14 protein-coding genes are annotated in these 13,703 nt (G+C 61.3%); 5 read left to right on the forward strand and 9 right to left on the reverse strand.

Annotated elements, in window-relative coordinates; translation table 11 throughout:
• Window positions 1-2: 2 nt before the first annotated feature.
• Window positions 3-1,331 (reverse strand): omega-aminotransferase AptA, encoded by a 1,329-nt coding sequence (aptA, locus tag AC3WTO_RS15930; RefSeq protein ID WP_492461714.1) that lies wholly within the window; start codon window positions 1,329-1,331, stop codon window positions 3-5.
• Between the two features lie 240 nt (window positions 1,332-1,571).
• On the opposite strand from aptA, the gene AC3WTO_RS15935 reads away from it, so the two are divergent.
• The 4 genes from AC3WTO_RS15935 to AC3WTO_RS15950 all read left to right on the forward strand — a co-directional run bounded on the left by AC3WTO_RS15935 (window position 1,572) and on the right by AC3WTO_RS15950 (window position 5,071).
• A complete protein-coding gene (locus AC3WTO_RS15935) occupies window positions 1,572-2,210 on the forward strand; it encodes a TetR family transcriptional regulator C-terminal domain-containing protein (protein ID WP_492461715.1) in 639 nt (212 codons plus the stop codon).
• Between the two features lie 222 nt (window positions 2,211-2,432).
• Window positions 2,433-3,782 carry a GntP family permease gene (locus AC3WTO_RS15940; protein ID WP_492461716.1) on the forward strand — a complete coding sequence of 450 codons (1,350 nt, stop codon included), beginning with the start codon at window positions 2,433-2,435 and terminating at the stop codon, window positions 3,780-3,782.
• Window positions 3,779-4,291 (forward strand): gluconokinase, encoded by a 513-nt coding sequence (locus AC3WTO_RS15945; RefSeq protein ID WP_492461717.1) that lies wholly within the window; start codon window positions 3,779-3,781, stop codon window positions 4,289-4,291. Before AC3WTO_RS15940 ends, AC3WTO_RS15945 begins: the two co-directional genes overlap by 4 nt.
• Before the next feature lie 69 nt (window positions 4,292-4,360).
• Window positions 4,361-5,071 carry a DUF4087 domain-containing protein gene (locus AC3WTO_RS15950; protein ID WP_492461718.1) on the forward strand — a complete coding sequence of 237 codons (711 nt, stop codon included), beginning with the start codon at window positions 4,361-4,363 and terminating at the stop codon, window positions 5,069-5,071.
• Window positions 5,072-5,074: 3 nt separating this feature from the next.
• Here AC3WTO_RS15950 and AC3WTO_RS15955 read toward each other — a convergent pair whose 3' ends face one another.
• The 7 genes from AC3WTO_RS15955 to AC3WTO_RS15985 all read right to left on the reverse strand — a co-directional run bounded on the left by AC3WTO_RS15955 (window position 5,075) and on the right by AC3WTO_RS15985 (window position 10,108).
• Window positions 5,075-5,437, reverse strand: coding sequence for a DoxX family protein (locus AC3WTO_RS15955; protein WP_492461719.1), 363 nt, complete (start codon window positions 5,435-5,437; stop codon window positions 5,075-5,077).
• 130 nt (window positions 5,438-5,567) lie between these two features.
• A complete protein-coding gene (locus AC3WTO_RS15960; protein ID WP_492461720.1) occupies window positions 5,568-5,957 on the reverse strand; it encodes a DoxX family protein in 390 nt (129 codons plus the stop codon).
• Between the two features lie 62 nt (window positions 5,958-6,019).
• The gene (locus AC3WTO_RS15965) at window positions 6,020-6,478 is read right to left on the reverse strand and encodes a carboxymuconolactone decarboxylase family protein (RefSeq protein WP_492461721.1); all 459 of its coding nucleotides are present in this window, start codon (window positions 6,476-6,478) and stop codon (window positions 6,020-6,022) included.
• Window positions 6,479-6,503: 25 nt separating this feature from the next.
• The gene (locus AC3WTO_RS15970; RefSeq protein ID WP_492461722.1) at window positions 6,504-7,016 is read right to left on the reverse strand and encodes an RrF2 family transcriptional regulator; all 513 of its coding nucleotides are present in this window, start codon (window positions 7,014-7,016) and stop codon (window positions 6,504-6,506) included.
• A gap of 108 nt (window positions 7,017-7,124) precedes the next feature.
• On the reverse strand, window positions 7,125-8,438 hold the full coding sequence (preA, locus tag AC3WTO_RS15975) for an NAD-dependent dihydropyrimidine dehydrogenase subunit PreA (protein ID WP_492461723.1): 1,314 nt from the start codon (window positions 8,436-8,438) through the stop codon (window positions 7,125-7,127).
• A gap of 6 nt (window positions 8,439-8,444) precedes the next feature.
• The gene (locus AC3WTO_RS15980) at window positions 8,445-8,717 is read right to left on the reverse strand and encodes a hypothetical protein (RefSeq protein WP_492461724.1); all 273 of its coding nucleotides are present in this window, start codon (window positions 8,715-8,717) and stop codon (window positions 8,445-8,447) included.
• A 35-nt stretch (window positions 8,718-8,752) separates the two neighbouring features.
• Window positions 8,753-10,108, reverse strand: a complete 1,356-nt coding sequence (locus AC3WTO_RS15985; RefSeq protein ID WP_492461725.1) for an NAD(P)-dependent oxidoreductase — start codon at window positions 10,106-10,108, stop codon at window positions 8,753-8,755.
• A 264-nt stretch (window positions 10,109-10,372) separates the two neighbouring features.
• On the opposite strand from AC3WTO_RS15985, the gene AC3WTO_RS15990 reads away from it, so the two are divergent.
• Entirely contained in the window at window positions 10,373-11,149 is a 777-nt protein-coding gene (locus tag AC3WTO_RS15990; RefSeq protein ID WP_492461726.1) for a VOC family protein, read from the forward strand.
• Between the two features lie 45 nt (window positions 11,150-11,194).
• On the opposite strand, the gene AC3WTO_RS15995 is transcribed toward AC3WTO_RS15990, so the two are convergent.
• Window positions 11,195-13,630 carry a GcvT family protein gene (locus AC3WTO_RS15995; protein WP_492461727.1) on the reverse strand — a complete coding sequence of 812 codons (2,436 nt, stop codon included), beginning with the start codon at window positions 13,628-13,630 and terminating at the stop codon, window positions 11,195-11,197.
• Between the last annotated feature and the right edge of the window lie 73 nt (window positions 13,631-13,703).

Below are 13,703 nucleotides of genomic sequence, written 5' to 3' on the forward strand. Positions count from 1 at the left end.
CCTTAGTCGACGGCTCTCAAAACCTCGCGCACGTGGTCGATCAGTTCGTTGATCTGGCCCTTGGTGATGATGAGCGGTGGCGACAGCGCGATGATGTCGCCGGTGGTGCGGATGAGCGCACCGCGTTCGAAGGCCTTCACGAAGGCCGAGAACGCACGTTTGGTCGGCTGGCCTGCAATCGGCGCGAGTTCGATGGCGCCAATCAGGCCGATGTTGCGGATATCGATGACATTCGGCTCGCCCTTGAGCGAATGCAAAGCATCTTCCCAATAAGGCGCAAGTTCTTCACCGCGGGTCAGCAGCCCCTCTTCCTTGTAGGTATCCAGCGTTCCAAGCGCCGCGGCGCAGGCGATCGGATTGCCCGAATAGGTGTAGCCGTGGAAGAACTCGATCATGTGGTCCGGGCCATTCATGAACGTGTCATGGATTTCCTTGGTCACGAACACCGCGCCCATTGGAACAACGCCGTTGGACACGCCCTTGGCGGTGGTGATGATGTCCGGTGTCACGCCGAAATAGTCGGCGGCGAACGGCGCGCCGAGGCGGCCAAAGCCGGTGATGACTTCGTCGAAAATCAGCAGGATGCCGTGCTTGGTGCAGATCTCGCGCAGGCGCTGCAGATAACCCTTCGGCGGCAGGATGACGCCGGTGGAACCGGCGACCGGCTCGACGATGACAGCGGCGATGGTCGAGGCATCATGCAGAGTGACGATGCGCTCCAGCTCGTCGGCGAGCTCCGCGCCATGCTCCGGCACGCCCTTGGTGAAGGCGTTCTTTTCCGGCAGGTGGGTATGCGGCATATGATCGACGCCGGTCAGCAGCGTGCCGAACATCTTGCGGTTGGTGACGATGCCACCGACTGAGATGCCACCGAAATTGACGCCATGGTAGCCGCGCTCACGGCCGATCAGGCGGAAGCGCGAGCCATTGCCCTTGGCGCGATGATAGGCGATCGCCATCTTGAGCGCGGTGTCGACCGATTCCGAACCCGAATTGGTGAAGAAGACATGATCCATGCCCTTGGGCGCGATGTCGACCAGTCGGTTCGCCAGTTCGAACACGATCGGATGACCCATCTGGAATGCCGGAGCATAGTCTAGCTCCGCAGCCTGGCTCTGGATCGCCTCGGTGATCTTCGGACGGCAGTGGCCCGCATTGACACACCAGAGACCTGCAGTGCCGTCGAGGATCTTGCGGCCGTCAGAAGCGGTATAGTGCATGTCCTTGGCGCTGACCAACATGCGGGGCGCCTGCTTGAACTGCCGGTTCGCCGTAAACGGCATCCAGAATGCGCTGAGATCGTTCGGCGTTACCTTGAGCCGATTGGACATGACCAAGCTTTCCTTTCACTGGTTCGTTTCGGTGCGGCCAACGCTTGGTCTTCGGCGCGTTTTCATGCTACGCAAATTTTTGACCGGATGGACAAACGTTAGCACCGCCATGGTGACGGTCAAGGGATTACTAGCGGAAATGCCGCATTCGAAGCGCGCTCCACAGCCCAGCAAAAACTGGTCCAGACAATTGGTCCAGTTCCCCCTTAAAACCTTGTCTTGCAAAGGGCTGATCCGGTCATGAACGCCCCTGCCCCACGCCGTACTCGTATCCAACAGGAAAAGCGTGAGCTCATCCTCGAGGCGGCACTCGAAGTGTTCTCCATGCACGGCTTCCGCGGCGCGACGATCGACCAGATCGCCGAAGCAGCCGGCATGTCGAAGCCCAATCTGCTCTACTATTTCCGCCGCAAGGAAGAAATCCACGAAACGCTGATCCAGCGCCTGCTCGATACCTGGCTGGGACCGTTGCGCGAACTCGATGATGTCGGAGACCCGCTGACGGAGCTGCGCAGCTACATCCGTCGCAAGCTGGAGATGGCGCGAGACTATCCGCGCGAGAGCCGGCTGTTTGCCAACGAGATCCTGCAAGGGGCACCGCGCATCATGCCGTTGCTGGAAGGCGAGTTGAAAAGCCTCGTCGAGGAGAAGGTCGCCATCATCAAAGGCTGGATGCGCGCCGGCAAGATCGTGCGCACCGACCCCTGGCACCTCATCTTCTCGATCTGGGCCACCACGCAGCACTACGCCGACTTCGACGTTCAGGTGCGCGCAGTGCTTGGACCGGACCTCGGCGGCGATGGCCGCTTCGAGGATGCCGCGCGCTTCCTGGAGCAGCTTTTCCTGGATGGGCTGAAGCCGAAGAGCAGTTCGAGCTGACCACCACTGCTATTCGACTGGTGACGCGTATTTCCTCACCTCGATCAATTCGAAGGAAAGGGCGCAGCCTGTTTTCCGCCCGGAATTGCGTAAAAACAAAGAGTTAGAGTGTTTCCGCGTTCCGTGAGAACGGAAACGCTTCTGGGGGAAACTTGCCTGTCCTGCGTTGACCTCGCCCGAAATCCTGCGAACTAATGCAAGCGGGGGCATGGAGGACACTGCATGGAACACGCAGCCACCGCTGGCGATGCCCAACTGATCATTGCCGCACTGGCCGGCATTGCTGCCATCGTCCTCCTCATAAGTTGGCTGAAGCTCCATCCTTTCCTGTCCCTGTCCATCGGTGCGCTCGGCGTGGGTCTTGCCGCTAATCTTGGCGCAGCCGCCTCCGTCGCCTCCTTCACCAAGGGGTTCGGCACGACCATGGCCGGTGTCGGCCTCCTGATGGGACTGGGCGCGATGTTCGGCAAACTGCTGGCTGACTCCGGCGGCGCCGACCGCATCGTCGACACGCTGGTGGGTCGGTCCAGGCCGGAAATGCTGCCATGGACGATGGGACTGGTCGGCGCCATCATCGGCCTGCCGATGTTCTTCGAAATCGGTCTCGTGCTCCTCATGCCGGTGATCCTGCTGGTCAGCCAGCGATCCGGTCAGTCCATCGTCAAGATCGCCATCCCGACACTCGCCGGACTTTCCGCCATGCACGGCCTCGTACCGCCGCACCCCGGACCGCTCGTTGCCGTCAGCACGCTTGGCGCCAACCTCGGCCTGACACTCGGCCTCGGCGTGCTCATCGCCATTCCGACCGTCATCATCAGCGGACCGATCTTCGCCACCATCGCCGATCGCTGGGTCAATGTGCCGACACCGCAATTGTTCGGACAGGCAGAGGGGACACGGTTCGACGCCGCCTCGCAGCCGAGTTTCGCCACCGCGGTCGCCGCGATCCTGCTTCCAGTGGTGCTCATGCTCGCCCGCGCGATATCTGAAATCGTTGCGCCCGGTTCCAAGGCTTTGCTGCCATCCGCCCTGCATGTCCTGGGCGAGCCATTGATCGCATTGGGGATTGCCGTCCTTGCCGGTGCCGTGCTGTTCCGGATGCCCAAAGCCGCCATAGCCCACAGCCTTGAAAGCTCACTCGGCCCCATTGCCGGCATTCTTCTCGTGGTCGGCGCCGGCGGCGGCTTCAAGCAGGTCCTGGTCGACACCGGCATCGGTGCAGTCATTGCCAATGCCATCACCGGCAGCGGCTTGCCGGTGATGTTCCTGGCATGGTTCGTCGCTGTGCTGGTGCGTGTCGCGACAGGCTCCGCAACCGTGGCGACGGTAACGGCGGCAGGTATCCTCGCACCGGTCGCAGCCGGCCTGCCCCCTGCTCAGGGGGCGCTGATGGTTTTGGCCATCGGCTCAGGCTCGCTCTTCCTCTCGCACCTCAACGACGCCGGCTTCTGGCTGGTCAAAGGTTACCTCAACATGGACATCGGCCAGACGCTGAAGACCTGGACGATGATGGAGTGCATCATTTCCGTCTGCGGCCTCATCGGTGTCATGATCCTCGGAGCGTTCCTGTGAAGCCCCTCGTCGTCATCGTCATGGGTGTATCAGGCTGTGGAAAATCGACGATCGCCGGCCTGGTGGCGGAACGACTGCACTGGGACATGCTCGAGGGTGATGAGCTGCACCCGCAAGCCAATGTCGACAAGATGAGCCACGGCATTCCGCTCGACGACAACGACCGTCGCCCCTGGCTGGAGGCGATAGCGCGCTGGATCGACGGGCGTATCCAGTCCAGGCATCCTGCGCTTGTGACCTGCTCGTCGCTGAAGCGGTCCTATCGCGACATATTGCGCGGCCAAAGCGCAAAGGGAGTGGTGGCCTTTGCGCATCTCTCCGGCTCACGCGAACTGCTCATGGAACGCATGAAGGCGCGCAAGGGGCATTTCATGCCGGCGAGCCTGCTCGATTCCCAGCTCGCCACACTGGAGCCGCTGCAGCCGGACGAGACCGGTATCGTCGTCGACATCGGTGACATCCCGGCCGAAGAGGCGGATCAGGTCATCGAACGCCTGCATCTTTCCTGAGCGCGCGCCTCCAGCCTTGAACGTGAGCTGCCCGCGTGCAGAATTAGCAATCATGCATAGGGGAGGAAAATGATGCGCCTGAAACTGCTCGCCGCCAGCCTGGCCATTGTCTCTTCCTGGCTGGCGCCGGCTTCCGCTGCCGACACGAAGGTTCCGGTAGCCGCGCAAGGCACGTGGGCCGAGGCCGGCAAATGCAGCGCCAGCACGGTCACTTTCACCGCCAACATGTTGCAGTACAAAGGGCAGCAGGCACAGGCCGTGTTTTTCGCACCGAAGGAGAGCCCACGCGGTTACGGCGCCATCCACTACAAGCAGGAAGGCAACGTCGACAACTTCGAATATGCCGATGACAAGGACCAGATGCTCTACAATCCGCAAGGGTTCGGCATGGGCAAGTCTGTGCTCTACAAACGCTGCGCCGGTGCATCCGCGTCAACTGCTTCTGGCAAAAAAAGCGCAGCCGGGCAGGCCGAAAACCGTTGCGGCTGGCTGGTCAACCCGACACCCGGCAACTGGTGGCTGGTCGACAAGGACGCAATGTGGGTGTTCGCAACACAAGGCAATGCCGAAGGTGCCGGGGCCGCCGGAATGGACAAGCTGCCGGATTTCGATCCGACCCAATACATCAATTCCAACGGCAACTATGGCTATGGCTGCGCCTGCGTGAAGCTCATCACCGCCCCGGCGAGCAAGACCGTAAAGAGCATCCTTGGCGGCAGGACCCTGCCGCTCGCCGCATGCAGGAAGGACAAGAGCCTGCCGCCCGAGAGCAAATTGTAAGCGTTAGCCAGCGCCAGCAATGACCATGAGAAGACCGCCGGCCAACGTGATGTTGACCAGCGTAAAATAGAGGTGCGGATCGCGGTCCGCACCCTGGAACAGAAAAAGGTTGTGGTAGAGCGCGGTCGCCAGAACCAGGAAGACGATCAGCGCCAGCGCCGCCGGAACAACCCACAATCCGACGATCAACAACAGTCCGCCGACCAACTGAACCGCGAAGCCGGCAGCCATGACAGGCGCCGGCAAAAGCCACCCGTAGTTGGTGGCGCCGGATCTGCGCTGGTTGAACCGGGCGAAGTTGCGGATGCCGGCAATCAGGAAGAACGCGCCGAAGATACAGCGCCCGATCAGCATCAAGGTGTCCAAGCCTACCATCCCCTGGCATTCGAAGCAGCACTGCGCAGAGTGCCTTGTTTCGACGCAATTCCGGACGCAAAACCGCTACGCACTTTTGCTGGAATTGCTCTCGACCTTGAAGCGTTCTCCCCGCACGCAGTCAAGTCTGCAGCGAATTTGCGATCAGCGCCAGGATGGCACCAGCCAGCGCGACATTGCCGACGACGCCGTTGATCTTCGCGACACGGTCCGGCCCCGGCTGGTAGTCCCAGAAATTGTGGAACATCGGCGTGGCCGCGATCAGGAACAGCAAAAGCAGCGCCGCCGAAGCCGCGGTGCACACGCCCGCTATGAGCAGGACACCGGCGGCAACCTGCACGACGATACCGAGCCAAAGCACAATCGGCGCCTGCGGCACGCCACGCGCGCCCATGAGCTGCGCCACGAATGCCCGGTTCTGGATGTTGCGCACACCCGCGAAAATGAAGGCACCGCCCAGCAGCAGGCGGCCGACAAACAGAATCTCTTTGTGAAAATCGACAAGCATCATCTTGATCCCCAAAAGAAAACAGGGTGCCCCACCTGCACCCTGTCCAATCTACAACTCTGATATCAGGCAGCCTTGGCGGTCGGCACTGGATGGATGGCGTGGAATGTCACGCACAGCCGGTTCCAGGTGTTGATCATGGAAACGGCGACCGTCAGCTTCACCAGTTCTTCCTTCGAGAAATGCTTGAGCCCTTCCTGGTAGAGTTCGTCCGGCACGCCGGCATCGGCGATCCTGGTCACGGTCTCGACCCACTTGAAAGCCATACGCTCGCGATCGGTGAAAAGCGGTGATTCCTTCCATGCGGCAACTAGGTACAGGCGCTGCTCACTCTCACCATCGTCGCGCGCCTCGCGGCTGTGCATTTCCACGCAATAGGAGCAACCGTTGATCTGAGAGGCGCGCAGCTTGATCAGGTGCAGAAGGCTTTTGTCGAGCCCACACTCCTCGACCGCCCTGTTCAGGCTGACGACATATTTCATCAGCTGGGGCGCCGCGGCGAAAAAATCTAACCTGGGTTGCATGGTCGGTCCTTTCCTGGACTGTCGGTTACTGTTTGGAAGCGGATTTCTGCGGCCGGGCATGATGCGCGGCGAAGGCGCAGGCAGCGTGGACGACGCGCGGATCGGCATCGGCCATGAATTCGGCGATGATGTCGGAAAGCTTCTCCGCAGCCAGTGCAGCACGATAAGCGCGCTCGGCGCGCAGCATGGCGGCGTTGATGCCACACGGCTGCACATAGGCGGATGCATCGATCTTGGCCGGGCTGTTGCGGCGAATCTCGCCACACCGGAACGCCGGGCGCGACCCTTCGACGGCCAGCACGATGTCGAGCAGCGAGATCTTCTCCGGCACACGCGCCAACCGATATCCGCCGGTAGGGCCGGGAACGGATTCGAGGATACGGGCGGCAGTCAGAGCCTGCAGATGCTTCAGCAGATAACTGGCAGAGAGGCCAAAGGCCTCCGCCAGAGCCGACCCCGGCATCGTCGCTTCCCCCTCGAGCGCAGCGAGCATAGCGACCGAATGAATGGCGGCTTCAACGCCTTCGCTTAGCTTCATATCTGCCGCTCCTTAATCATGGATATTTTTTATCGTGGATAATTTTTATCGTCAATAAGAATATCAAAAAAGGCGGTGCAGAACTGCACCGCCTTTTTCCAGTCAGAACTACTCGGCAGCCACCTTGGCCATCGGGTTGTTGGGATGCGTCGTCCAGTTCGCATAGACCGGCTCGACCGTCTTGCCGGTGCGCTGGTCGAGCGTGCCCGCAGCCAGCGGCACCATGGTGATGCAGCCATCGACCGGACAGACATTGACGCACAGGTTACAGCCGACGCACTCGTCCTCCATCACCTCGAAATGGCGAACGCCATCGACCATCGCAGTGATCGCCTGATGCGAAGTGTCCTCGCAGGCAATGTGGCAACGACCGCATTTGATGCAGGCATCCTGATCGATATGCGCCTTGGCGATGTAGTTGAGGTTGAGATACTGCCAGTCGCTCACATTGGGCGTCGCGCGCCCGATGACGTCGTCGAGCGACCGATGTCCCTTCTCGTCCATCCAGTTTTCCAGCCCGGCGATCATTTCCTGCACGATCTTGAAACCGTAGGTCATGGCCGCCGTGCAGACCTGCACGTTGCCGGCGCCCAGGGCCAGAAACTCGGCCGCGTCGCGCCAGGTGGTGATGCCGCCAATGCCGGAGATCGGCAGGCCGTGCGTTTCCGGATCACGGGCAATCTCGGCCACCATGTTGAGCGCGATCGGTTTCACCGCCGGACCGCAATAGCCGCCGTGGCTGCCCTTGCCATCGATCGAAGGCTCGGGCGAGAAGCTGTCGAGATTGACCGAGGTGATCGAGTTGATGGTGTTGATAAGCGACACCGCGTCGGTGCCACCAGCATTGGCCGCCCGCGCCGGCTTGCGGATGTCGGTGATGTTGGGCGTCAACTTGGTGATCACCGGCATGCGCGTATACTGTTTGCACCAGCGCACCACCATCTCGATGTATTCGGGCACCTGACCGACGGCAGCGCCCATGCCGCGCTCGCTCATGCCATGCGGGCAGCCGAAATTGAGTTCGATGCCGTCCGCCTCGGTCTCCTCGACCAGTGGCAGGATCGCCTTCCAGCTGTCTTCGACACAGGGCACCATGATCGAGGCGATCAACGCACGGTCCGGCCAGTTTTTCTTGACCTGCTTCATTTCGCGCAGGTTGGTCTGCAGGTCGCGATCGGTGATCAGCTCGATGTTGTTGAGGCCGAGCAGCCGGCGGTCAGCGCCCCAGATCGCGCCGTAGCGCGGTCCGTTGACATTGACCACGGGTGGGCCTTCCTCGCCCAATGTCTTCCAGACCACGCCGCCCCAGCCTGCCTTGAAGGCACGCTCGACATTGTAGGCCTTGTCGGTCGGTGGCGCGGACGCCAGCCAGAACGGATTGGGTGACTTGATGCCGACAAAATTGTTGCGGATGTCCGCCATGGCTTCTTACTCCGCGTTTCGGGAAAAGAAAGTTGTGTTGCGATCGACTGCACGGCGCGGATCCGCGCCGGCGTCACGGGCATGCTTCACGAGTTCGGTCCAAAGCGCATCGTCGGCAATCGTCTCGGCATCTTGCTTGCCGAGTTTCGACTTCACCAGATCAAACAGCTGTCCCATTGTAACGAGCTGCTCCGCTTCCGCATTTTCGAACCTGATGGCGAAGGCCAGTTCAATGGCCTCGATCATCTCGATCTCGTCGCCGTCACCCCGCATATCCAAGGAATTCGCCTTGCGGGGAGACAGCCAGCTCATTGTCAGCCCATCAATTGCCGATGGATGCTCTCTGCTGCGTCGCGTCCTGCCGCGACGGCCGAGACGGTGAGGTCTTCACGGCTGTCGATGACACAGTCGCCACCGGCCCAGACCTTGGCCAGCGACGTACGGCCTTCGCCGTCGACCTTGATACGGCCGTTCTCCAGTGCGATTGCCTGACCACTTCCGTTCAGCGCCGCCGGCACGAAGGATTGCCCGATCGCCTTGAACACCTGGTCGGCGGCGAGCTTCAGCGTTTCGCCGGTGCCGACGAGCTTGCCATCCTTCATCGTGGTGTATTCGAGTTCGATCGCAATCGCCCTGCCGTCGTCGGCAATGACCTTCCTGGGCTGCAGCCAGTGCCGGATTGTGACACCGTTGGCGGCCGCGAGATCCTGCTCGAATTCCGAGGCGTTCATGTCTTCCTTGCCACGGCGGTAGCAGATCGTCACTTCTTCCGCGCCTAGCAGCTTCGACTGCACGGCGGCATCCACCGCCGTCATGCCGCCGCCGATGACAACGACGCGGCGACCAACCGGCAGGCTGCCGAGGTCGCTCGCCTGACGCAGTTCGGCGATGAAGTCGACCGCATTGGCGACGCCATCGGTGTCCTCGCCTTCGGCGCGTAGCGCATTGACGCCGCCCATCCCCATGCCGAGGAACACCGCGTCATACTGCTTGGTCAGATCGGAAAGCTGGTAGTCGCGGCCCAGCGCCTTGCCATTTTCGATGGCGATGCCGCCGATCGCCGTCACATAGTCGACCTCGGCCTGAGCGAAATTGTCGACGCTCTTGTAGGCGGCGATGCCATATTCATTGAGGCCCCCTGATTTCGGCTTCGCCTCGAGCACGGTCACGTCATGACCATAGCGTGCGAGCCGATGGGCTGCTGCAAGGCCGGCAGGCCCTGCGCCGACAACGGCGACTTTCTTGCCGCTCGACTTGGCGCGGCTGTAGAACTGCTTGCCCTCCTCCATCGCCACGTCCGTTGCGTAGCGCTGCAGGCGACCGATCTGCACCGGTTTGCCTTCGGCGGTCTCGCGCACGCAGACTTCCTCACACAGCGTTTCGGTCGGGCAGACCCGGGCGCACATGCCACCAAGGATGTTCTGGTCGAAAATCGTCTTGGCCGAACCCAGCGCATTGCCGGTCGAGATCTGCCGGATGAACATCGGGATGTCGATGGACGTCGGACAGGCCTGCATGCATGGCGCGTCGTAGCAGAAGTAGCAACGATCGGATTCGACCAATGCCTCATGATGGTCGAGCGGCGGGTGCAAGTCGGAAAAATTGTCGGCATAGACATCCGGCGACAGCCGGCCGCCGGCTATGCCTTCCTTGAAATGACCTGTCGTCATTCCGGTTCCCCATTGTTGTGGTTTTGAGGGAAGGCTAGCACGTTTTATTTTTTTATCAATTGGTCAATTTTCAGGTTAAGTGCTTGAAAACCCTCAAAAATAACATGACTTTTATTGTCATGATTTAGTGTGGATATTTGCTGCATTGCAGAAATTTTCTTGGCCACTGTCGAAATGGCGGCCTCAGCTTCGTCTTAAGATTGCCGGCAGCAAGATCATGATCCGATCACCTGCCAAAATAGCTTGGACCCAAGGGAGAACGACATGCCAGCTTCAGCGAAATCCTTCTTCTGGTACGAATTGATGACCACCGACCTCGATGCCGCAGAGGCGTTCTATACCGCTGTGGTCGGCTGGCGTGCCGAGCCATTCGACAAGACGCCCGGGTCGCCGCGCTACATTGTCATCAATGCAGGCGACCGTGGCGTCGGCGGCCTGATGACGTTGCCGGAAGAAGCCGCCAGGATGGGCGTCCCGACAGCCTGGATGGGTTACTTCCCAACCGGGGATATCGATGCCTCGGTCAAAGCCTTGACCGAAGCTGGCGGCACGGTCCATCGCCCGATCGACGACATTCCCGGCGTCGGCCGTTTTGCCGTCGTCGCAGATCCGCAAGGGGCGGCGTTCATGTTCCTGGAGCCGAACGGCCCCGACCAGGAGGCAGTCCCGCTGAACACCCCGGGCCACATTGGATGGCATGAGCTCTACACGAGCGACTGGCAGCAGGCCTTCGACTTTTACGCGAGCCAGTTTGGCTGGGTGAAGGACGAACCTTTCGACATGGGCCCCATGGGTATCTATCAGCTCTTTTCGGTCGATGGCGAGCGTGCCGGCGGCATGATGAACAAGCCGGAACAAATCCCGGTGCCGGTCTGGCTTTTCTATTTCAACGTCGCAGGCATCGACGACGCCGCCAAGCGCGTCACCGACAATGGCGGCAAGGTTGTCATGGGGCCGATGGAGGTGCCCAATGGCCAATGGATCGTGCAATGCACCGATCCGCAGGGAGCCTATTTCGCGCTGCTCGCGCCGAAACGCTGACCACATCGCCGGCGAGAGCGCCCACCGCCTCTTGTCGGCGGCACATCACCCACGCAACCGCTGCTGGTTGCCGTCGAACAGCGGCGCCGGCTGCATGCGGGCAGCATGGCGACGGCCGAGATATTCGATCTCGAAGCCGTCGCTGTCGTCCGCGATCTCCTTCGGCACGTAGCCCATTGCCACCGATACACCGGAATGGTGAGCATAGCCGCCGGACGTCACCCAGCCACGCACCGCACCACCGTGCCAGATCGGTTCGTCACCGATCACATCCGCGTCCACCGCCTCGACCACGAAGCTGCGCAGCCTCAACGTCCCACCGGACGCGCGCTCGGCCATGGCCGCTTTCTTGCCGACGAACTCTACGGGTTTCGAATAGGCGACGAAGCGGTCGAGCCCGGCCTCGAGCGGTCCGTAGATCGGCCGGTATTCGCGCGCCCACGATCCATAGTTCTTCTCCAGCCGCAGCGCATTGAGCGCTCGCGAACCGAACAGGCCGATCCCGAACGCTGCACCGGCCGAGCGCAGCGTTTCGAAGACATGGCGCTGATATTCCGGTGCCATCCAGATTTCGTAGCCGAGATCGCCGGTATAGCTGACGCGCCCGACCAGACATGGCGCCATGCCGATATCGAGGTGCCTGATGTCCATGAACTTGAACGCCTCGGGCGACACATCGCTACGCGTGACCTTGGCAAGGACGTCCCGCGCCAGCGGTCCTGCAATCGACAGCCCGACACGGCGCAAGCCTAGCGCCTCGATCGTCACCGAACCATCAGCGGGCAGATGCCGCTCGAACCAGCGCATGTGGTATTGCTCGGCGACACCCGATCCAGCGAGGAACCATTCCGCATCATCACCCGTGCCGAGGTGGGCGAGCGAAAAATCACCGATCAGCTTGCCGTCCTCCTTCAGCATCGGCGCAAGGGTGATGCGCCCCTCCGCTGGCAATTTGCAGGCGAGCAGTGCGTCAAGCCAAGCCTCCGCGCCCTGCCCCTTCACACTATACTTGGCGAAGGAAGAGATCTCGGAAAGACCGACACGCTCACGCACCGTCCTTACTTCGGCGGCAACGTGCTCAAAGTCCGTCGAACGTCGCCACGAGAAGTCGTCGCGCACACCCTCCGGCGCATACCAGAGCGGCACCTCCAGCCCGAAAGCAGCGCCGAACTGAGCACCGCGAGCCGCGAGCTGGTCGTAGATCGGAGTTGTCTTGAGCCCGCGTGCTGCCGGCAGTTCCTCATTGGGGAAACGGATGGAGAAGCGGCGGGAGTAATTCTCGCGCACCTTGGCGTTGGTGTAGGCCATCGAAGCCCAATCGCCATAGCGCGCGACGTCCATGGCAAAGATGTCAGCACCAGGGTCGCCATGCATCATCCAGTTTGCCAATGCGAGACCGACGCCGCCGCCCTGGCTGAATCCGGCCATAACGCCGCAAGCGGCCCAGAAGCCCGGCAGCCCACGCACCGGACCGACAAGCGGATTGCCGTCTGGCGCAAAAGTGAACGGGCCATTGATGATCTGCTTGATGCCGGTGTTCTGGAATGCCGGGAAATGCCGGAACCCCACCTCCAGCGACGGCGCGATACGGTCGATATCCGGTTCCAGCAATTCGTGCCCGAAATCCCATGGCGTGGCTTGTTCCGACCACGGCTTGCCGGCCTTCTCATAGGTACCCATCAGCATGCCGCCCCGCTCCTGACGCAGGTAGAGCTCGCCATCGAAGTCGACGGCATGCATGATCTCGGTGCCGGTTTTCCTGTTCCACTCCGCGACCTCGGGCATGTCCTCGGTGATGAGATACATGTGCTCCATGGCCAGCACGGGCAGTTCGAGCCCGACCATGCGGCCGACCTCGCGTGCCCACAGGCCGCCGGCATTGACGACATGTTCGGCCACCACCTCACCCTTGTTGGTGATGACACGCCACAAGCCGTCCGGCCGGCGCGCGATATCCTCCACCTTGGTGAAGCGCTCGATCTCGGCGCCGAGCTTGCGTGCCGCCTTCGCATAGGCATGGGTCACACCCGAAGGGTCGAGATGGCCGTCTTCCTTGTTGTGGATGGCGCCGACGAACTGGCCGGGATCGATCAGTGGCATCAGTTCGGCCGCCTGCCGAGGCGAGATTTCCTCGAGTTCGATGCCGAGATAGCGCCCCTTGGCTACCATGTTGCGCAACCAGTCCATGCGTGCCTCGGTTGCGGCAAGGAACACGCCGCCGGTCAGGTGTACACCGGTCGCCTGCCCCGACAGTTCCTCGATCTCCTTGTAGAGGCTGATCGTGTATTTCTGCAGCTTGGCGACGTTGGGATCACCATTGATCGTGTGCATGCCACCGGCCGCATGCCAGGTCGAGCCGGATGTCAGCTCATCGCGCTCGATCAGCACGACATCGGTCCAGCCAGCGCGCGCGAGATGAAACAGCACCGAGCAGCCGACGACACCGCCGCCAATGACAACGACCCTCGCATGCGACTTCATCGTTCTTCCTGACAATTCAAAAGCTTGGACGGGTTTCGGGATTCAGGATGGGAAACAGTTGAATCGGTTTCTG

It is taken from the genome of Mesorhizobium sp. EU05-FHT14A09, assembly GCF_058790995.1.